The sequence below is a fragment of the Sphingomonas sp. Leaf28 genome, from assembly GCF_001421685.1.
GTDB classification, from domain to species: Bacteria; Pseudomonadota; Alphaproteobacteria; order Sphingomonadales; family Sphingomonadaceae; genus Sphingomonas; species Sphingomonas aurantiaca.
Map to the genome: position 1 here is coordinate 341,600 of NZ_LMKX01000010.1, position 19,699 is coordinate 361,298.

The 19,699-nt window shown below is 67.3% G+C and carries 21 protein-coding genes; 17 read left to right on the forward strand and 4 right to left on the reverse strand.

The features are described from left to right. Positions 1-17 precede the first annotated feature (17 nt). Complete coding sequence (locus tag ASE79_RS17040; protein WP_056419765.1) at positions 18-953, forward strand: glycerophosphodiester phosphodiesterase family protein; 936 nt, start codon at positions 18-20, stop codon at positions 951-953. 142 nt (positions 954-1,095) lie between these two features. Here the strand turns inward: ASE79_RS17040 and ASE79_RS17045 are convergent, their stop codons facing one another. After that, a complete protein-coding gene (locus ASE79_RS17045; protein WP_056419414.1) occupies positions 1,096-1,344 on the reverse strand; it encodes a hypothetical protein in 249 nt (82 codons plus the stop codon). Next, positions 1,341-1,643: a hypothetical protein gene (locus ASE79_RS17050; protein ID WP_056419416.1), complete on the reverse strand. Its 303-nt coding sequence runs from the start codon at positions 1,641-1,643 to the stop codon at positions 1,341-1,343. The genes ASE79_RS17045 and ASE79_RS17050 overlap by 4 nt, the downstream gene beginning before the upstream one ends. Before the next feature lie 179 nt (positions 1,644-1,822). Between ASE79_RS17050 and ASE79_RS21105 the strand changes: the two genes are divergently transcribed. Further along, complete coding sequence (locus ASE79_RS21105; protein ID WP_156359738.1) at positions 1,823-1,966, forward strand: hypothetical protein; 144 nt, start codon at positions 1,823-1,825, stop codon at positions 1,964-1,966. A gap of 10 nt (positions 1,967-1,976) precedes the next feature. On the opposite strand, the gene ASE79_RS17055 is transcribed toward ASE79_RS21105, so the two are convergent. After that, positions 1,977-2,798, reverse strand: a complete 822-nt coding sequence (locus ASE79_RS17055; protein WP_162237057.1) for a Crp/Fnr family transcriptional regulator — start codon at positions 2,796-2,798, stop codon at positions 1,977-1,979. Positions 2,799-3,062: 264 nt separating this feature from the next. On the opposite strand from ASE79_RS17055, the gene ASE79_RS17060 reads away from it, so the two are divergent. The 5 genes from ASE79_RS17060 (at position 3,063) to ASE79_RS17080 (ending at position 7,887) form a co-directional block, all read left to right on the forward strand. Next, positions 3,063-4,163: a catalase family protein gene (locus ASE79_RS17060; protein WP_056419423.1), complete on the forward strand. Its 1,101-nt coding sequence runs from the start codon at positions 3,063-3,065 to the stop codon at positions 4,161-4,163. Next, positions 4,163-4,762, forward strand: coding sequence for a carboxymuconolactone decarboxylase family protein (locus ASE79_RS17065; RefSeq protein ID WP_056419426.1), 600 nt, complete (start codon positions 4,163-4,165; stop codon positions 4,760-4,762). The genes ASE79_RS17060 and ASE79_RS17065 overlap by 1 nt, the downstream gene beginning before the upstream one ends. Then, entirely contained in the window at positions 4,759-5,220 is a 462-nt protein-coding gene (locus tag ASE79_RS17070) for a hypothetical protein (RefSeq protein WP_056419428.1), read from the forward strand. Before ASE79_RS17065 ends, ASE79_RS17070 begins: the two co-directional genes overlap by 4 nt. An 87-nt stretch (positions 5,221-5,307) precedes the next feature. Next, positions 5,308-7,359, forward strand: a complete 2,052-nt coding sequence (locus tag ASE79_RS17075) for an L-dopachrome tautomerase-related protein (RefSeq protein WP_056419432.1) — start codon at positions 5,308-5,310, stop codon at positions 7,357-7,359. A gap of 126 nt (positions 7,360-7,485) precedes the next feature. After that, the gene (locus ASE79_RS17080) at positions 7,486-7,887 is read left to right on the forward strand and encodes an acyl-CoA thioesterase (RefSeq protein WP_056419768.1); all 402 of its coding nucleotides are present in this window, start codon (positions 7,486-7,488) and stop codon (positions 7,885-7,887) included. Positions 7,888-8,014: 127 nt separating this feature from the next. Here ASE79_RS17080 and ASE79_RS17085 read toward each other — a convergent pair whose 3' ends face one another. Next, a complete protein-coding gene (locus ASE79_RS17085) occupies positions 8,015-9,409 on the reverse strand; it encodes a helix-turn-helix domain-containing protein (RefSeq protein ID WP_056419433.1) in 1,395 nt (464 codons plus the stop codon). 101 nt (positions 9,410-9,510) lie between these two features. On the opposite strand from ASE79_RS17085, the gene ASE79_RS17090 reads away from it, so the two are divergent. The 10 genes from ASE79_RS17090 (at position 9,511) to ASE79_RS17135 (ending at position 19,496) form a co-directional block, all read left to right on the forward strand. Next, positions 9,511-11,037: an acyl-CoA carboxylase subunit beta gene (locus tag ASE79_RS17090; RefSeq protein WP_056419438.1), complete on the forward strand. Its 1,527-nt coding sequence runs from the start codon at positions 9,511-9,513 to the stop codon at positions 11,035-11,037. Positions 11,038-11,172: 135 nt separating this feature from the next. Further along, positions 11,173-11,688 (forward strand): hypothetical protein, encoded by a 516-nt coding sequence (locus ASE79_RS17095; protein WP_056419440.1) that lies wholly within the window; start codon positions 11,173-11,175, stop codon positions 11,686-11,688. Positions 11,689-11,742: 54 nt separating this feature from the next. Continuing rightward, positions 11,743-12,030 carry a hypothetical protein gene (locus ASE79_RS17100; RefSeq protein ID WP_056419443.1) on the forward strand — a complete coding sequence of 96 codons (288 nt, stop codon included), beginning with the start codon at positions 11,743-11,745 and terminating at the stop codon, positions 12,028-12,030. Beyond that, complete coding sequence (locus tag ASE79_RS17105) at positions 12,027-12,248, forward strand: hypothetical protein (protein WP_056419446.1); 222 nt, start codon at positions 12,027-12,029, stop codon at positions 12,246-12,248. The genes ASE79_RS17100 and ASE79_RS17105 overlap by 4 nt, the downstream gene beginning before the upstream one ends. Beyond that, the gene (gene mce, locus ASE79_RS17110; RefSeq protein WP_056419450.1) at positions 12,245-12,670 is read left to right on the forward strand and encodes a methylmalonyl-CoA epimerase; all 426 of its coding nucleotides are present in this window, start codon (positions 12,245-12,247) and stop codon (positions 12,668-12,670) included. The genes ASE79_RS17105 and mce overlap by 4 nt, the downstream gene beginning before the upstream one ends. Continuing rightward, on the forward strand, positions 12,670-13,449 hold the full coding sequence (locus tag ASE79_RS17115; protein ID WP_056419454.1) for an enoyl-CoA hydratase-related protein: 780 nt from the start codon (positions 12,670-12,672) through the stop codon (positions 13,447-13,449). The genes mce and ASE79_RS17115 overlap by 1 nt, the downstream gene beginning before the upstream one ends. A 123-nt stretch (positions 13,450-13,572) precedes the next feature. After that, positions 13,573-15,843 (forward strand): methylmalonyl-CoA mutase, encoded by a 2,271-nt coding sequence (scpA, locus tag ASE79_RS17120; RefSeq protein ID WP_056419457.1) that lies wholly within the window; start codon positions 13,573-13,575, stop codon positions 15,841-15,843. Then, positions 15,840-16,967 carry a biotin synthase BioB gene (bioB, locus tag ASE79_RS17125; RefSeq protein ID WP_082445401.1) on the forward strand — a complete coding sequence of 376 codons (1,128 nt, stop codon included), beginning with the start codon at positions 15,840-15,842 and terminating at the stop codon, positions 16,965-16,967. Before scpA ends, bioB begins: the two co-directional genes overlap by 4 nt. Next, positions 16,958-17,320, forward strand: a complete 363-nt coding sequence (locus ASE79_RS17130) for a lysozyme inhibitor LprI family protein (RefSeq protein WP_056419461.1) — start codon at positions 16,958-16,960, stop codon at positions 17,318-17,320. Before bioB ends, ASE79_RS17130 begins: the two co-directional genes overlap by 10 nt. A 55-nt stretch (positions 17,321-17,375) precedes the next feature. Then, positions 17,376-19,496 carry an acetyl-CoA carboxylase biotin carboxylase subunit gene (locus tag ASE79_RS17135; RefSeq protein WP_056419464.1) on the forward strand — a complete coding sequence of 707 codons (2,121 nt, stop codon included), beginning with the start codon at positions 17,376-17,378 and terminating at the stop codon, positions 19,494-19,496. Positions 19,497-19,699 lie beyond the last annotated feature (203 nt).

The window sequence follows — 19,699 nt, forward strand, 5'->3', positions numbered from 1 at the left end:
GCGCGATGGACCTGCTCATGAAAGTCCTGCCCTGCGCGGTCGGCGGGCTCTTGCTCGCGACCGGCACTGCGAACGCCGCCACGACCGACGCCATCATGGCGAACATCCGCAATCCCCAAGGCCGCCTCGTCGTCATCGCGCATCGTGGCTGCCACGAGCCCGCGCCGCGCCACGGGTTCGGTGCGGCGCCCGAAAACGGGGTGTCGGCGCTGGAGCATTGCGTTGCGATCGGGGTCGACATGATGGAGACCGATGTCCGCGAGACCAAGGACGGCTATCTCGTCATGGTGCATGACGAAACCGTCGATCGCACCACCACCGGCACCGGCAAGGTCGCCGACCTGACGCTCGCGCAGATCAAGGCGCTGCGGCTCCGCCAGAACGAGGGCGGTCGCGACGCCCCGGTGACGGCGGAACAGGTCCTGACGCTCGATGAAATCCTCGCGCTGGCGAAGGGGCGGATCACGCTCAACCTCGACGTCAAGGATGCCATCTATCCGCAGGTGATCGCGGCGGTGCGCGCGGCGGGCGCGCAGGACCGCGTGACGCTCAAGACGCGGGTCGGCATCGGCTCGCCGCCGATCGCGGCGATGGCACCGTATGATCAGGTGCCGTTCCTCGTCATCCCGATGGAGGGCGACGACAGCGGCGCGACCATCCCCGACATCATCGCCGCGCAGATGGCGGGTCGTACCAAGCCGGTCGGGATCGAACTGCCGTACCATCTGCCCGAGGCGGCGCTCCCGGCGATTGCGGCGCGGTCGCGCAAGCTCGGCGTGCGGCTGTGGGTCAACATGCTCGACGGCAGTTTCGTGCTCGGCGCGGGCAGCGACAAGGATGCGTTGCGGATGCCCGATGCGGTGTGGGGCAAACTGGTCAGGGAAGGCGCGTCGATGCTGCTGACGGACGAACCCGAAGCGATGGTGGCGATGCGGGATACGGCGAGGAAATAACGTCACGCAAGGCTTCCACCTATGTTGCGCGGGCAGCCGGCGGCGTCTTCCGGACCAATTGCTGGACTTGGACTCTTCAAATCGCCGCCCGCTTGATCTCTTGGCCTTCGCCGGATCTCAAGCGTGGCGGCGGTGTCGTTGGTCAGCGCACGCCCTGCTTGCGCGCCCCCGCGATCATCTTCCGGGCGACCAGGCGAACCGCGTCGTCATCCTTGGTCGCGTCGGTTGCCGGATCGCCGAGGTGATCGAGGCTGTTCTCCATGAAGTCGAGCAGGCCGCTGTGACGGTCCTCGACATATTCCATCAGCTTGAACAGCAGATGCTCAGTCGCGATTTCGCGCTGGCGGGCCAGTGTCGCGGTATCCGGCGTCGGGGTATCCGGCGTCGTCACTTTGCCGCCTGCTCCGACGCGTCGAACTCGGCGAATGCGGCGCGAACCTCATCGGCGGTGGCATCGTCGGCGACGTCGACGGTCACCACGACCTTGCCGTTCAGCTCGGCATCGTCGCGCGGCTCGGGGCTCGGCGCGCCTGCAGCGTTGTCGGAGCCCGCTTCCTCGATACCCGCCGAGTTTGCGGCGCCATCGGGTGCGACGACGACCTTGGACCGGTCGATGTCGAATTGCTGGACCAGCCGCTCGACGGTCATCTCGGCTCCGCGCCGCGTATCGAATTTTCCGATCAATTTCATCTTGGTCTCTCCCAGCCGGGGTGGCGTGGAGCATCAACACGCGAGACCGCCCCCGGTGCCATGCGCGCAGCGTCGCGCAGGACCGGTCCGCCGCAATTGACGCATTCGGGGGTGGACCATAAACATTCGTGCCAGAGCAAAGGCTTTCGAGGCCGAGGTCCTCCGGATGGGAATGGTGTATGCCGCAACGCGCGCTGAAACCCGAACAACGGCTGTGCGAACATCTCGAAGATGCGCTGGCCGAAGCCGAGGCGCTGGGCTGGATCGTGGTCGCCGCGCTGATCTCCGAAGCGCTCGAGGCAATGGCCCGGCCAGAGGTCTGACCGGGCAACGCTAGCCCAAAGACGTTGCCACAGCCACGTCATGACCGTGACTCGCCGGCCGTAGCGACAGGCCGCGATCATCCCCCAGCAGGCGGCGATATTCCGCCTCGGCATGGCCATAGGTGTCCGCGGCGAGCAGCATCAGCTTGGCACGGTCGCGCACGGTGATGCGGCCGCGCCCCGCGCGGATCGCCCGTTCCTCCTCGAGCCGGTGGAGCGCGTCGGTGACGCTGCTGCGACGGACGCCGAGCATCAGGCTGAATTCCTCGTGCGTCATGCAGATATCGTCGTCGCGGACCCGGTCATGGTAGAGCAGGATCCAGCGCGCCATGCGCCGCTCGATCGAATGCGCGAGCGACGAGACGATCGTCCGTCCCATCTGGATCATGAAGACGTTGACGAACCGCAACAGCGACAGGCGCAGCGTCACGCTCTGCTCGGCGGCGGCGACGAAATGCTCCGCCGCGATGCGCAGCGCCTCGCCGCGCTCGGCACGCATCACCACGTCGTAGGGCGAGCGGCTATTGCCGAGGAGGAGCGGCCAGCCGACAAAGCCTTCCGCCCCGATCAGTCCGACGGCGTAGCGATGATCGCCGTCGAGCGCATCGAGCACGCCGGCGATGCCCTCTTCCGGAAAGCACAGGCTGTCGATCGCATCGCCCGCATGCGACAGCGGATCGCCGATCGAAAACGGCACACGGGTCAAATGCGGGGCGAGCAGCGCGAAATCCTGCGTGCTCAGGCTCCGCAGCAACAGGTTCTTCGTATCGCACTGTCGAAACTGCTCGGTCAGGACATCGGGCTCGGCTGTTCCGAACATCTTCCACGTCATCGTCATTTCCTGAAAAGGTCTGGACCTCAAAGGGATCAAGGCTCTGTCCGGTTCCGTACCGCAACCATTGTATCAAGATCGGGGTTGCTGCCTGCGAGACTGGAGGAGTCCCCATGACCGTTTCCCTCGAACAGGCGCTCGACGGGCACGCGGTCATATCGCGCGCGGGACTCCAGGGCGCTGGCGGTTGCGCGGGTTAGGGCAGCGTTCGCCTGCACCTCGCGCATCCGCCGACCTCATGACGATCACTGGAAAGGCAAACACATGGCCAACGAACCGATCCGCTATAGCCCCGACGTCGAGCAGGTGCAGCCCGACGAGCAGGATACCGTCGTCGAACTCAACGAGGCGTTCGATGTCATTCTCGAGCGCACGGCCGAGGATTACGGTCATGCGGTTCGCTCGGTCCATGCCAAGTCGCACGGGCTGCTCGAAGGCGAGTTGACGATCGATGCGGGCCTGCCCGCCGAGCTGGCGCAGGGGCTGTTTGCGACGCCCGGCGCGCATAAGGTGCTGATCCGTCTGTCGACCAACGCAGGCGACATCCTGCCCGATGTCATCAGCCTGCCGCGCGGCCTGGCGATGAAGGTGTTCGATGTCGAGGGCGACCGTCTGCCGGGCTCTGAGGGCAATGCGCAGGATTTCATCATGGTCAACGGCCCGGTGTTCCAGGCCAAGACCTCGGCAAAGTTCCTTGGCAACCTGAAGCTTCTCGCCAGGACGACCGACCGGATCGAGGGCACCAAGACCGTCGCGTCGGCAGTGATGCGCGGTGTCCGCCACGCGTTCGAGGCGGTCGGTGCCGAACCGCCGACGGCGCTCAATTCGCTCGGCGGCGCGCCCAATTCGGAGCCGCTCGGCGATACCTATTACAGCGCGACCGCGTTCCGGTACGGCGATCATATCGCCAAGTTCAGCCTGGCACCGGTCGCGCCGGGCATGACGGTGCTCACCGGCAAGGAGATCGACGTCGACGGTCGCGAGAACGCGATCCGCGAGGACGTCCGCGACGAGGTCCGTGGCATGAATCTCGAATGGGAGTTCCGCGTCCAGCTGTGCCGTGATCTGGAGGCGCAGCCGGTGGAGGATTCGACCGTGCAATGGGACGAGCAGGAGACGCCGTTCATCCGCGTCGGCACCGTTCGCGCCCCGGCGCAGGACAGCTGGAGCGACGATCATGTCCGTCGCATCAATGAGGAAAGCCGCTTCAGCGTGTGGACTGGAATCGCCGCGCATCGCCCGCTCGGCAACATCAACCGCGCCCGCAAGGACACGTATCGCCATTCGGCGGACTTCCGCGCACGCACCAACGGCTGCCCCTATCACGAACCGACCGCGCAGGACGCCGGATCGGAGCGCATCTGATGCGCGCCGCACCATTTCCACCCGAAGAGATGCCCGCCGAGCTTCGTCCGCTGCACGACGAGATGGGCGCGTATATCGCCGAGCATCTCAAGGGTTTCGTCTCGCGGCGCGACGATGGCGCGCTGATCGGTCCGTTCGCGCCGATGTTGCGCTTCCCGGCCTTTGGTCGCGCCGCCTGGATCTATACCAAGGCGCTGATCGACAATGCCAGCTTGCCCAAGCCGGCGCACGAGGTCGCGATCCTCGCCACAGGTGCGGCGTTCAACTCGCGCTACGAACTTTACGCGCATGAGCGGGTAGGGGCGGCCGTCGGCCTCAGCGACGCGAAGGTCGCGACGATCGCGGCGGGGCAGCGTCCCGCCGACCTGACCGAGGAGGAGGCCGCAGCCTATGACGTCGCGGTCACGCTGGCGGGCGGCCGCCAGCTGCCCGCGACGACCTATCGACGCGCGGTCGACGCGTTCGGCGAGGACCGTACCGCCGAGCTGATCTACCTCGTCGGCGGCTATTGCCTCGTGTCGGTGCTGCTCAATGCTTATGACATGTCGGTACCCGGTCGGGAGGAAAGCCTTCCCGCGGATCGGGGGGAAGCCGCATGAGCGCCCGGCGCACCACCGGCGCGGTGGCGGGCGGGATCGTCGCCGGGCTGGCGATCACCGCGCTGCTGATGCGGGGGGAGAAGACCAGCGGCACGCCGTCGGAGCTGGTCGATCTGGAACGCACGAGCGCGCGCAAGCTCGGCATGGCGACACCGCCGGCCGACCGGCTCGCGGCGCCCGGCGAACAGGCGATCGTCCAGGGCGGCCATCTGCTGCTCTCGGCAGGCGCGGCGCTCGTCTATGCCGCCGCGACTGACGAGGACAGCGACGTGCTGGTCTCGGGTATCGGGTTCGGCCTGGCCTTTTACACGGCGATGCACTGGCTGACGGGGCCGTTGCTCGGCGTGAAGCCGCCCGAATGGAAGGCGGATGCCGGGACGATCGGCATGCATACGCTCAACCATGTCGGCTTCGGTCTGGCGACCGCTGCGGGTGCCAGGCTGGCGGCGCGCGCATGAACGCGATGCGGCGCGTCGCGCAGTCGGACGGTGCAGTGCCCGTCATGCCGGAACCCTATGCACCTACGCCTGTTTGGGAGCGCTGACATGCCGATCATCACCACCGACACGCTGGCCATCGCCTATACCGACACGGGGCCGCGCGACGGGCAGTCCGTGCTGCTGATCCATGGCTGGCCCGACGATGCCTCGACCTGGGACTCGGTCCTGCCGGCGCTCCATGCCGCGGGACTGCGGACCATCGTGCCGACGCTCCGCGGGTTCGGCGAGACCCGGTTCATTGACGCAGATAGCCCACGCACCGGCAACAGCGCGGTGCTGGCGATCGACATGATCGCATTGATGGATGCGCTCGACATCGATCGATTCATGATCGCGGGGCATGACTGGGGCTCGAACACCGCCGAGGCGCTCGCGGTCGGCTGGCCCGACCGGGTCGAGCGGCTGGCGATGCTCGCTACCCCGCCGCGTCTGGGGGGCATGCCGACTCCGCCGTTCGCGCAGGCGCAGCGGCAATGGTATCACTGGTTCATGGCGACCGCGCGCGGTGCGCACGCGGTCCGCGACGATCGCACCGGGTTTGCGCATATCCATTGGGAGAATTGGGCGCCGCCGGGCTGGTTCGACGAGGCGACGTTCCAGCGCGTCGCGCGCGCGTTCGACAACCCCGACTGGGTCGACGTCACGCTGCACAGCTACCGTGCGCGCTGGGACGAGGCGGAGCCCGATCCGCGCAGCCAGTGGTTGGAGGACAAGGTCAAGGCGACCGCCACGCTGTCGTTGCCCGCCATCTACATCCAGGGCGCGGTCGACGGCGTGAACCCGCCGTCCGCGAGCAAGGCCGTGCCCGGCAAGTTCGCGGGGCCCTTCGCGTTCGTCGAACTCGCCGGCGTGGGTCATTTCCCGCAGCGCGAGAACCCGAACGCGGTTGCGCGCCACCTCATCCAGCTTTTCACCGGCAATCCTGCCGACCTGTCCGACACCATCGACCGGAGCCTGTTAATGTCCAAGACCAAGCCCTTCCTCGCGGGCGCCGCCGCCATTGCCGTCATCGCCGCCGCCGCGATCGGCGTCGCGCAGGCCCAGCCTCGTGGTGCCACGCCCCGCGGGGCCACGCCGCTGACTCAGGTCGCGCAGTTCGATCACCAGGCGACGGGCGTCGCGGTCACCGCCGACGGCCGCCGCTTCGTCAATTTCCCGCGCTGGACCGACGACGCGCCGATCTCGGTCGCCGAAGTGATGAAGGACGGGTCGCTCAAGGCCTATCCGGATGCGAAGTGGAACAGTTGGCGCAACGCGCGGGCGAGCGAATTGCCGGTCGGCGACTATTTCGTCTGCGTCCAGTCGATCGTGCCCGACGGCCACGGCAATCTCTGGATCCTCGATCCCGGCGCACCGGGTAACGAAAAGATCCTCGAAGGCGCACCCAAGCTTGTAAAGGTCGACCTCGCGACGAACCGCGTGACGAAGGTCATCAAGGTGCCGCTCGACGTCGCGTTGCAGGGCACCTACCTCAACGACATCCGCTTCTCGCCCGACGGCAAGACCGGGTACATCACCGATTCCGGGACGCGCGGCGCGATCATCGTGATCGACCTGGAAACCGGCAAGGGCTTCCGCGCGCTCGACGGGCATGGCTCGACGCAGATCGACAAGGCCGTGAAGGTGATGACCGACGGCAAGCCGCTCGTTCGCCCCGACAACCGCCAGCCCGCCTTCGCCGCCGACGGCATCGCGATCTCCAACGACGGCAAGACGCTGTATTACCAGGCGCTGACCGGCAAGACGCTCTACTCGATCGACACCGCGCTGCTCCGCGACGGCGTCAGCGAGCAGGATCGCGCCGCGGGCGTGAAGACGGTGGCGCAGACTCACGTCGCCGATGGCCTGTGGATGAGCAAGGCGGGCGTGCTCTACATCACGTCACCGACCGACAACGGCATCACGCGGCTGGTGGGCGATCATGTCGAGCCGGTGCTCACCGATCCCCGCCTGCGCTGGCCCGACACCTTCGCCGAAGGCCCCGACGGTCGCATCTACGTGACCGCCAGCCACATCCAGGACACCAGCTGGTTCAAGCCGGGCGCACCCGCCTCGTTGCGCACCGAGCTGTTCTCGTTCGCACCGGCCAAGCGTTGATCGGCTGACCGGGAGGTTTCCGCCCGGTTGATGCCCGGCGGGGGGGCTGCCAACACGCATATTTAATATTGGCAGCCTGCCTCGCCCGTCATCGCTATGTTCATGTTCGCATGTTATATATCGCGCGTGACAACAGCCATTCCCCATAACTACGCCATCGGCATCGAGCCGGCTGACATCGACTTCATGGGTCACGTCAACAACGCGAACTATCTGAAGTGGGTGCAGGCGGCAGTGATCGACCATTGGCAGCGGCTCSCGCCCGCCGATGCGGTCGCCGGGCACCTGTGGGTCGCGCTCAAGCACGAGATCACCTACCGCAAGCCGGCCTTCCTGAACGACGACGTCATCGCGACGGTGCTGCTCGAAAAGGTACAGGGCGCACGTGCGTTCTATGAAACGATCATCAAGCGCGGCGAGGATGTGCTGGCCGAGGTGAAGTCGAGCTGGTGTTGCCTCGATGCGGAAACGCTGCGGCCCTCTCGACTCGCGAGCAACGTGGTCGAGCGGTTCTTTCCGAAGGACTGAGGCCGCCACCCCCCCGGCGAAGGCCGGGGCCCAATTGGTGAGGTGGCAGTAAGGGCGCGCAGTCCCTTGTTATTGCCGTCCCCCAATTGGGCCCCGGCCTTCGCCGGGGGGGCGTTGGTGTAGCGCGTCACACCACCTCGTACGGCACCGCGCCGCGGCGATCCGGATCGACGCGGATCTCGCTCGCGGCCGGCGGAAACGCGCGCTGGTCGCAGTCGGTGCGCAGGCAGATTCGGCACGAAGACCCGATCGGCGTCGCGATCCCCCCGGTCCCCAGCGCATCCGCATAGATGAACTCCGACGCATTCGCCTCCTCGCAGCCCAGCGCCACCGCATAGCGCCGCGCCGGCCGCGTGTAGGTCTCGGACGGTTTCACCAGCCCCTTCGCCATCGAGACATAGCGGATCCCGTCGGTCGTCTCGATCAGCTGCGTCAGGATCCGGTCCGGAATCGCGACCGCCTCGTGCACGATCCACAGCGGACACGCCCCCCCGAACCGCGCGAACTGCAACCGCGTGGCCGAATGCCGCTTGGTGATGTTGCCCGCCATGTCGACGCGGCAGAAGAAGAACGGGATGCCGAGCGCACCGGGGCGCTGCAGCGTCGAGAGTCGGTGGCAGGTCTGTTCGAAGCTCGTCCCGAAGATCCGGCGCAGCCGGTCGATGTCATGGCGCACGCTGCGCGCCTCGGCGCGGAAGCGGGTGTAAGGCATCACGATCGCGCCGGCCGCGTAGTTGGTGAGCCCCGCGGTCAGCAGCGCGCGCGCGGTTTCCGACACCATCTCGGATGCGGCGACGATCCCGCCGATCACGTCGCCGAACTCGTGCCGCGCGACCTGGTGCGCGAGTGAGAACAGGATCGTCTCGCCCGGCTGCGATCCGTCGAGCCGCAACGTCGCACCGTCATACTCGCGCAAGGGTGCTGCGAGCGCGCCCGAGATCGCCACCGATACGCCGCACGCCGCGAGCCTTGCCTCGAGCGCGGCGATCCGGTCGCTCCCCAGCGTCTCGCCGATCTCTTCCGCGCGGCGGTCGAGCGAGTCGACATAATTGCCCGCCGCGTGAAACCAGTCGCGCACGTCCTCCCACGGCAGCAGCCCGGGTGCGCCAGACCCCGCGACCAGTCGGTCGTCGAGCGCGCGCAACTGCTCCTGCGCACGGCGATACGCGTCATGCATCGCGACGAGCCGCTGCGCGAGCAGCGGCTGGTGCTTCACCGCGCGGCGGATCGCGCGCTCGTCGAGCGTAGGCGCCGCAACGCTCGTGTCGGTGACCGCCTCGAGCGTCGCGACGAGCAGCGCGGTGTCGTCTGCGGCGTCGATGCTGCCCCAGTCGGCGGGAAATTCGCGCGCGAGCGTGACGAGCACGGCTTCGCTGACCGGGCGATCGCCATTCTCGATCTGCGAAAGATAGCTGACCGAGATACCGATCCGCACCGCCATCGCCGCCTGGCTGATCCCGACCGTACCGCGCAAGGTCCGCAGCCGGTGTCCGACAAAGAGGCGGCGAGGGGGCGTGGTCATCGCACGAGTCTAGTTTGCAAATATGGGCGGCACAAGTTTGCAACATTGCATTTGCGCGAAGCGTCCCGCTCTGTGAAGGCAACCAGCAGGACGGAGAGACGATGTCATCGACGATCGAAGAGCTTGAACGACGCCGCGAAGCCGCAAGAGTGGGCGGGGGGATCAAGCGGATCGGCGCGCAGCACGCCAAGGGGAAGCTCACCGCAAGGGAGCGCCTTGACGTGCTGCTGGACGAGGGATCGTTCGAGGAGCTCGACATGTATGTCGAGCACAACTGCGTCGATTTCGGCATGCAGGACCAGGTGATCCCCGGCGATGGCGTGGTCACGGGATCGGGCACGATCAACGGCCGCCTCGTCTTCGTCTTCAGCCAGGATTTCACGGTATTCGGCGGGTCGCTCAGCGAGCGTCATGCGCAGAAGATCTGCAAGGTGATGGACAGCGCGTTGAAGGTCGGCGCGCCGATCATCGGGCTGAACGACAGCGGCGGCGCGCGAATCCAGGAGGGCGTCGCCTCGCTTGGCGGCTATGCCGAGGTGTTCCAGCGCAATGCGCTCGCCAGCGGTGTCGTGCCGCAGCTTTCGCTGATCATGGGCCCGTGCGCGGGCGGCGCGGTCTACAGCCCTGCGATGACCGACTTCATCTTCATGGTGAAGGATTCGAGCTACATGTTCGTGACCGGCCCCGATGTGGTGAAGACGGTGACGAACGAGGTCGTGACTCAGGAGGCGCTTGGCGGCGCGGTGACGCACACGACCAAGACGTCGGTCGCCGACAATGCGTTCGAGAACGATATCGAGGCGCTGCTCGCGGCGCGCGACTTCTTCGACTTCCTGCCCGAATCGAACCGCGCGGGCGTGCCCGAGCGCCCGACCGCGGACGAGTGGGACCGGATCGAGGACAGCCTCGACACGCTGGTCCCCGCATCGGCGAACCAGCCTTACGACATGCACGAGTTGATCCGGAAGGTCGTCGACGAGGGCGATTTCTTCGAGACGCAGCCGGCGCATGCCGCCAACATCATCACCGGCTTCGGCCGGATCGAGGGGCGGACCGTCGGCTTCGTCGCGAACCAGCCGATGGTGCTGGCGGGCGTACTCGACATCAATTCGTCGAAGAAGGCGGCGCGGTTCGTGCGCTTCTGCGACGCGTTCGAGATCCCGATCGTGACGTTCGTCGACGTCCCCGGCTTCCTGCCCGGCACCGCGCAGGAGCATAACGGCATCATCAAGCACGGCGCCAAGCTCCTGTTCGCCTATGCCGAGGCGACCGTGCCCAAGATCACGGTCATCACGCGCAAAGCTTACGGCGGCGCGTATGACGTGATGGCGTCGAAGCATCTGCGCGGCGACCTGAACTATGCGTGGCCGACCGCGGAGATCGCGGTGATGGGCGCGAAGGGCGCGGTCGAGATCATCTTCCGTGGCAAGACTCCCGAGGAGATCGCCGAGCGGACCGCGGAATATGAGGCGCGCTTCGCCAACCCGTTCGTCGCGGCGTCGAAGGGCTTTATCGACGAGGTGATCCAGCCGCACTCGACCCGCCGCCGGATCGCGCTCGGCCTACGGAAGCTCCGCGGCAAGAGCCTGGAGAATCCGTGGAAGAAGCATGATAACATTCCGCTGTGATCCCGCGTGTCATGCGGTCCGGCTCAGCCTCCGTCACCCCAGCGACCGCTGGGATCTGACGCGGCCGGGCGGCGGTTCGCGTGCTGAAACTTCGGCATCCGCTGGAGTGATGACGTGCCGGGGGACGGAGGTATCATGCTAGCGTTTCTCCTGCTTCTCCAGGCCGCCGCACCCGCGCCAGCCGCCCCCGCCTGGAAGCTCGCCGACCGCACCAATCCCGCGGGCGTGCGCAGCATCTCCGCGTCGGTTACCGGTAATGACGGGCTCTCGCGGTTTGTCGTGAAGTGCGACGTCGCGTCCGAACCGATCGTGTCGATCCAGTTCATCCAGCCGCAGCCGCTCGGGCCCGGCGCGGACAAGCCCGTCGCGGTGCGGTTCGATGGCGGGCCGGCGTTTACCTATAACTGGCAGTTTCCGGGGACGGGGACCTATGTCACCGATCCCGAGGCGATCACCCGGCTGACCAGTTTCCTGGTCAAGTCGAAGACGGTGCGGGTCGAGACGACCAATGGCGCCAGCTTCGCGGTGCAGGCGAACTTCGCCGCGCCCGCCAGCGATGCGATGGTGCGGCAGGTGCTCGGCGTCTGTGGGTACACGCTCGGGGTGGTCCCCCCGGTGCCGCCCAAGCCAGCCGCGGAGCCGGCCGAATGACGCGTTGTATCGCTGCCAGCCGCACATTATCATGTCATGATAAGGAGTCGTGACATGCAGACCGAACGCGTGACGTTTCTGACCTCGCCCGATCACAAGGCGGCGCTCGATGCCTTTGCCGCCAGCAATGGTAAATCCGTCGGCCACGTGCTGCGCGAGGCCTCGACCCGGTACCTCGTCGAAGGCGAAGCGGACGAGGAAGCTGCGCTGGCCCTGCTCGTCCGCGAAGTCGAGGCTGCCGTTCCCGTGATGCGCGCCGATATCCGCGACACGATCGCCTCGATCCAGCGCGCCAACGACGCCGTCGACGCGGTGCTTGCCGGCGAGCGACCCCGCGCATGAGCGTGGTCGGCGATGCGTTGAAGGCGATGCGCACCGTCCTGCTCATGCAGGAGGATCTGCGCTTGATGAAGGACGCCGCGCACGCACAGAGCGATCGGCTCGCGCGTCTTGCTGAAGCGCATGGCGCGCTGCGCGACCGCGTCAGCCGACTTGAAGGCATTATCGAGGGCGCTGCGATGGCTCGTCGCATGCCCGACCAGCCGAGGATCGAAGGATGACTGCCAATCTTGGCCGCCTCAACCATGTCGGCGTCGCGACGCCGTCGATCGCGAAGTCGATCGAGACGTATCGCACGCTGCTCGGCGCGACCGCGATTGGCGAACCGTTCGATTTGCCCTCGCAAGGCGTGAAGGTGTGCTTCATCGATGCGCCCAACACGCAGATCGAGCTGATCGAGCCCTATGACGACAGCTCCCCGATCGCGGGGTTCCTGCGCAAGAACCCGGCGGGCGGTCAGCATCATGTCTGCTTCGAGGTCGCGGATATCGACGCGGCGGTCGCGGATCTGAAGGCAAAGGGCGCGACCGTGCTCGGCGAACCGCGGATCGGCGCGCATGGCACGCCGATCGTGTTCGTGCACCCGAAGGACTTTGGCGGGATGCTGGTCGAACTCATGGAAACACCGAAGGGCGCGCACTGATGGCCGAGCATATCCTGAGCGAACGGCGCGGCGACGTGCTGGTGCTGACGCTCAACCGTCCCGACCGGCTGAACGCCGCGCCGCCCGCGATGTTCGAGGAACTGGCGGCGGCACTCGCCGATCTCGACGGTGCGCGCGCGGTGCTGATCGCGGGCGCGGGGCGCGCGTTCTGCTCGGGCGCGGATGTCGGTGGCGGGGCGCTCGGCTCGGACAATCCGGGCGAGGCGACCTATGCGGCGCTGACCGGCAGCTATAATCCGACGATGGTGGCGATCGCCGACCTGTCGGTGCCGGTGGTCAGCGCGGTGCGCGGGCCCGCGGCGGGGATCGGTTGCAGCCTCGCGCTCGCCGCCGATTTCTGCGTCGCGAGCGAGAGCGCGTATTTTCTCCAGGCGTTCGTCAATATCGGGCTGGTGCCCGATGGCGGCGCATCGTGGATGCTGCCGCGGCTGATCGGCCGTGCGCGCGCGACCGAGATGATGATGCTGGGCGAGCGCGTGCCCGCCGCCAAGGCGCTCGACTGGGGGATGGTGCACAAGGTCGTCGCGGACGACGCGCTGGACGGCGAGGCGTTCGCGCTGGCCGAGCGGCTGGCGGCGATGCCGACGGTCGCGCTCGGGCTGATGCGCCGCGCGATCACCGCGGCGTATGCGAGCGATTATGCGGGCGCGATGGAGGCCGAGGCGGTCAACCAGCGCGCCGCGCGCGGGTCCGCGGATTCGATGGAGGGCGGCATCGCCTTCCTGGCGAAGCGCAAGCCGGTGTTCACGGGGAAGTGACGACTCGCTCTTCTCGTTCCCCGGCGAAGGCCGGGGCCCAGGCTCGATGCGCAGCATCGAACGCGCTCCCGCGCGCGATTTGTTTGAGGGGCTGGGCCCCGGCCTTCGCCGGGGAACTAGGTAATGACTGATAAATCCAATCCAACGATCGCCGACTGGCAGGCCGCCGCCGCCAAGGAAGTCAAAGGCGCCGACCTTACCTGGGCCACCCCGGAAGGGATCGACGTCAAGCCGCTCTACACCGCGGAAGATGTCACCGCCGACCCTGGCCTCCCCGGTTTCGCCCCCTTCACCCGCGGCGTCCGCGCATCGATGTACGCCGGCCGGCCGTGGACGATCCGGCAATATGCGGGGTTCTCCACTGCCGAGGCCTCCAACGCCTTCTACCGCCGCAACCTCGCCGCCGGCCAGAAAGGCCTGAGTGTCGCGTTCGATCTCGCCACCCACCGCGGCTACGACAGCGACCATCCGCGCGTCACCGGCGACGTCGGCAAGGCCGGCGTCGCGATCGACAGCGTCGAGGACATGAAGATCCTGTTCGACGGCATTCCGCTCGACAAGATGTCGGTCAGCATGACGATGAACGGCGCGGTGATCCCGATCCTCGCCTTCTTCATCGTTGCGGGCGAGGAGCAGGGCGTGCCGCGCCACCTGCTCGACGGGACCATCCAGAACGACATCCTCAAGGAGTTCATGGTCCGCAACACGTACATCTACCCGCCCGAGCCGAGCATGCGGATCATCTCGGACATCTTCGGCTACACGTCGCGCGAGATGCCCAAGTTCAACAGCATCTCGATCAGCGGCTATCACATGCAGGAGGCGGGAGCGACGCAGCTCCACGAGCTCGCCTTCACGATCGCCGACGGCATGGAATATGTGAAATACGGGGTGGCTTCCGGACTCGACATCGACAAGTTCGCCGGGCGGCTGTCGTTCTTCTTCGCGATCGGCATGAACTTCTTCATGGAGATCGCCAAGCTGCGCGCCGCGCGCGTCCTGTGGCACCGCGCGATGACGCAGCTGGGCGCGCAGGACGAGCGCTCGAAGATGCTGCGCACGCATTGCCAGACGTCGGGCGTCTCGCTCACCGAGCAGGATCCTTACAACAACGTCATGCGCACGACGATCGAGGCGATGGCGGCGATGCTGGGGGGCACGCAGTCGCTCCACACCAACGCGCTCGACGAGGCGATCGCGCTGCCGACCGACTTTTCCGCCCGGATCGCGCGCAACACGCAGATCGTGCTCCAGGAAGAGACGGGGATGACCAAGGTCGTCGATCCGCTCGGCGGCAGCTATTATATCGAGAGCCTGACGCAGAGCCTCGTCGATGGCGCATGGACGCTGATCGAGCGGATCCAGGCCGAGGGCGGGATGGCGAAGGCGGTCGCCGCGGGCTGGCCCAAGGCGATGATCGAGGAAGCCGCGGCAGGTCGCCAGGCGCGCGTCGATCGCGGCGAGGACGTCATCGTCGGCGTGAACAAGTACAAGCTCGCCGAACAGGACGCGATCGAGATCCTCGACGTCGACAACGTCGCGGTGCGCGCCGGCCAGGTCGAACGGATCGCGCGGGTGAAGGCCACGCGGGACGAAGATGCGTGCCGGGCGGCGCTGGATGCACTCCGCGAGGGCGCCCGAATTCCTCCCCGGAACGGGGAGGGGGACCGTCCGGAGGATGGTGGAGGGGGCGCTCCACACACGGATACGCCCGTGGAGCCCCCCCTCCGTCAGCCTTCGGCTGCCACCTCCCCGGATCGGGGAGGATTTGAAAACAACCTGCTCGCGCTCGCGGTCGAGTGCGCCCGTGCACGCGCCACGCTCGGCGAGATCTCGTCGGCGATGGAGGACGTGTTCGGGCGCTACGGCACGCAGCCGACGCCGGTATCGGGCGTTTATGGCGGCGCGTATGAGGACGACGCGCGCTGGACCCGGCTGACCGACGGTGTCGCGGCGACCGAGCGGCGGATGGGCCGCAGACCCCGGATGCTCGTCGCCAAGATGGGCCAGGACGGCCATGACCGCGGCGCGAACCTTGTCTCGTCGATGTTCGGCGACCTGGGGTTCGAGATCGTGCCGGGCGCGCTGTTCCAGACGCCGGCGGAGGTCGCCGCGCTGGCGCTGGCCAAGGACGTCGACATCGTCGGCGCCTCCAGCTTGGCGGCGGGGCACAAGACGCTGATCCCCGAGCTGATCGATCACCTGCGCGAGGCGGGGCGCGCGGATATCAAGGTGATCGCGGGTGGCGTTATTCCCGCACAGGACTATCAGGCGCTGCGTGATGCCGGGGTCCAGGCGATCTTCGGACCCGGCACCAACCTGATCCAGGCCGCCGAGGACGTCTTGAAGCTCCTCGGCCATAATATGGGCCCGCAAGAGGAAGCCGCAGAATGACGACCGAAATTCTAGACCTTCTCCCCTCCCGCCTGCGGGAGGGGTCGGGGGAGGGCAGTGCCGCAAACACTGCCGCCGCCGCCGTCTCGGGCCAGCCCCTCCTCCGACCCCTCCCGCAAGCGGGAGGGGAGCCCAGGACCGATTGGACCCGCCCGGAAATCGCCGCGCTGTTCGACCTGCCGTTCGACGAACTCATGTTCCGCGCGCAGACGGTCCACCGCGCGCATCACGCGGTCAGCGAAGTGCAGTTGTGCACGTTGCTGTCGATCAAGACCGGCGGCTGCCCCGAGGATTGCGGCTATTGCTCGCAGTCCGCCAGTGCGGACACGCAGCTGAAGGCCGAAAAGCTGATGGACGTCGACGCCGTCCTCGCCGACGCCGCGCAGGCCAAGGCGGCCGGATCGCAGCGTTTCTGCATGGGCGCCGCCTGGCGCAACCCTAAAGCCCGCGACATGCCGAAGGTCGTCGCGATGGTCGAGGGCGTCCGCGCGATGGGCCTCGAGACGTGCATGACGCTCGGCATGCTCGACGCGGAGCAGGCGAAGCAGCTCGCCGATGCCGGCCTCGATTACTACAACCACAATATCGACACCTCGCCCGAGAATTACGGCAACGTCATCACCACGCGCACCTTCGGCGATCGGCTGGAGACGCTGGCCAACGTGCGTGACGCCGGGATCTCGGTGTGCTGCGGCGGGATCGTCGGGATGGGCGAGACGCGCACCGACCGCGTCGGCTTCGTCCACGCGCTCGCGACGCTGCCGCGGCATCCGGAGAGCGTTCCCGTCAACGCGCTGGTCCCGGTCAAGGGGACGGTACTGGGCAACATGCTCGCCGACACGCCGCTCGCGCAGATCGACGATATCGAATTCGTCCGCACCGTCGCGGTCGCGCGCATCACGATGCCGCTCAGCATGGTGCGCCTGTCCGCCGGCCGCGAGAGCATGTCCGAGGCAACGCAGGCGCTCTGCTTCATGGCGGGCGCGAACTCGATCTTCACCGGCGACAAGCTGCTGACCACGGGCAACGCCGGCGACAGCGCGGATGCGACGCTGCTGGCGAAGCTCGGGATGACGCCGATGGTCGGCCCCGAACCGATGCGCGAGGCCAAGACATGCTGCTGATCGCGCTGCTGTTAAGCGCCGCCGCGCCGATCCAGACGCAGGCCGACATGAACCGGTCCGCGGGCACGAGCTACACGCAGGCGGATGCGGCGATGACCGCGCAGTGGAAGCGTACCTATGCCTATATGAAGCAGCGCGACGGGCAGGACGGGTCGCGCGGCGGCGGGTTCGGCTATGCCGCCGCGTTGCTCGAGAGCCAGCGCGCCTGGCTCAAGTTCCGCGACACGCAATGCGTAATCGAGGGCGGGCAATATGCCGGCGGTTCGGCGCAGGGCATGACGACCGCCGGGTGCCGCACCGATCTGACCAAGGCCCGGACGGCGCAGCTCAAATCGATGATTTGGTACCAGTAACCCCAAGTCCGCACCCGGGCCATGTCCGGGGAGACGGCACAGAGTAGGGCGAGAGATGTTCAAGAAAATCCTGGTCGCCAATCGCGGCGAGATCGCGTGTCGGGTCATGCGGACCGCCAAGGCGATGGGCATCAAGACCGTCGCGGTCTACTCCGATGCCGATTCGCGCAGCCCGCACGTCCTGATGGCGGATGAAGCGGTCCGGCTCGGGCCTGCACCCGCCGCCGACAGCTATCTCAAGGCCGAGCTGATCCTGCTCGCCGCCAAGGAGACCGGCGCGGACTGCATCCACCCCGGTTACGGCTTCCTGTCTGAGCGCGAGAGTTTCGCGCTGGCGTGCGCCGAGGCGGGCATCGCGTTCGTCGGGCCACCGCCGGCCGCGATCGCTGCGATGGGCGACAAGATCGAATCGAAAAAGCTCGCCAAGGCGGCGGGCGTCAACGTCGTGCCGGGCTATCTCGGCGAGATCGACAGCACCGATCACGCGGTCGAGATTGCGGGCGGCATCGGCTATCCGGTGATGATGAAGGCGTCGGCCGGCGGCGGCGGCAAGGGCATGCGGCTCGCCTATAGCGAGCAGGACGTCCGCGAAGGCTTCGAGGCGACCAAGCGCGAGGGGCTGGCGTCGTTCGGCGACGACCGCGTGTTCATCGAAAAGTTCATCGAGTCGCCCCGCCATATCGAGATCCAGCTGATCGGCGATCAGCATGGCAACATCGTCTATCTCAACGAGCGCGAATGCTCGATCCAGCGGCGGCACCAGAAGGTCGTTGAGGAGGCGCCATCGCCATTCGTCACCCCGAAGATGCGGAAAGCGATGGGCGAGCAGGCGGTCGCACTGGCGCGCGCGGTCGGCTATTATTCGGCCGGGACGGTCGAGCTGATCGTGTCGGGCGCGGACACGACCGGCGAGGGGTTCTACTTCCTCGAGATGAACACCCGGCTCCAGGTCGAGCATCCGGTGACCGAGGAGATTACCGGGCTCGATCTCGTCGAACTGATGATCCGCGTCGCGGCGGGCGAGCCGCTCGGGTTCGCGCAGGACGAGGTCAAGCTCAACGGCTGGGCGATCGAGAACCGGGTATACGCCGAGGATCCGTATCGCGGCTTCCTGCCGAGCATCGGGCGTTTGGTGCGCTACAACCCGCCCGAAACCTCCCCCCTCCCGCAAGCGGGAGGGGCCGGGGGTGGGCACGCGTTCTCCTCCAACGCTACGGTTGCGTATGACGTGGGCGCGAGCCCACCCCCCAGCCCCCTCCCGCAAGCGGGAGGGGGAGCAGCCGAACCCCGCGTCCGCGTCGACGACGGCGTGCGCGAGGGCGGCGAGGTCAGCATGTTCTACGACCCGATGATCGCCAAGCTCATCACCTGGGCGCCCACCCGCGACGCCGCGATCGCCGCGCAGATCGCCGCGCTCGACGCGTTCGAGCTCGAAGGGCCGGGCAACAACATCGATTTCCTCTCGGCGATCATGCAGCACCCGCGCTTCCAGTCGGGCGCGCTAACCACCGGGTTCATCGCCGAGGAATATCCCGACGGCTTCCACGGCGCCCCCGCCGATGCCGAGCTGCTCAAGACGCTCGCCGCCGTTGCCGCGTTCGCCGCGACTGCGGAGGCCGATCGCGCCCGCCGCATCGACGGCCAACTCGGCAAGCGCCTGCGCCCGCCCGCCGACTGGTCGGTGACGATCGACAAAATCGACCATGCGGTAAGCGTCTCGACCGACGGCATCGCGGTCGACGGCGAGGAGCTCGACCTGGCGCTCGAATACACGCCGGGCGACCGGATGGTCGTCGCCGACGGCCACGGCGCCGATGGCAACGAGCATCTGACGATCCGCATCGCCAAGGCGCGCGCGGGCTTCAAGCTCACCACGCGTGGCGCGAGCCACGTCGCGCGCGTGCTGCCGGCGCGCGTCGCCCCCTATACCGCGCACATGATCGAGAAGGTCGCGCCCGATCTCTCGAAGTTCCTGATCTGCCCGATGCCGGGTCTGCTCGTCCGGCTCGACGTTGCGGCGGGCGACAGGGTCGAGGCGGGGCAGCCGCTCGCGGTGGTCGAGGCGATGAAGATGGAGAACATCCTGCGCGCCGAGAAGACCGGCACGGTCAAGTCGGTCGCGGCGAAGACCGGCGACAGCTTGGCGGTCGACCAGATGATCCTCGAACTCGACTGACCGCGCGCGACCGTGCCGGGCGACCCTGCCTCGCCCGGGGCGACGGGGGCGGCAAACTGTTTCCCCGCGAAGGCGGGGACCCAGTCTGGGCTCCCGCCTTCGCGGGAGAATAAGGGGGCGTCTGTGTTTTGCGAACACCTTCCCACAGGTACACCACCCCGGCGAAGGCCGGGGCCCAAATGGTAAGGTCTTCGTAATGGCAC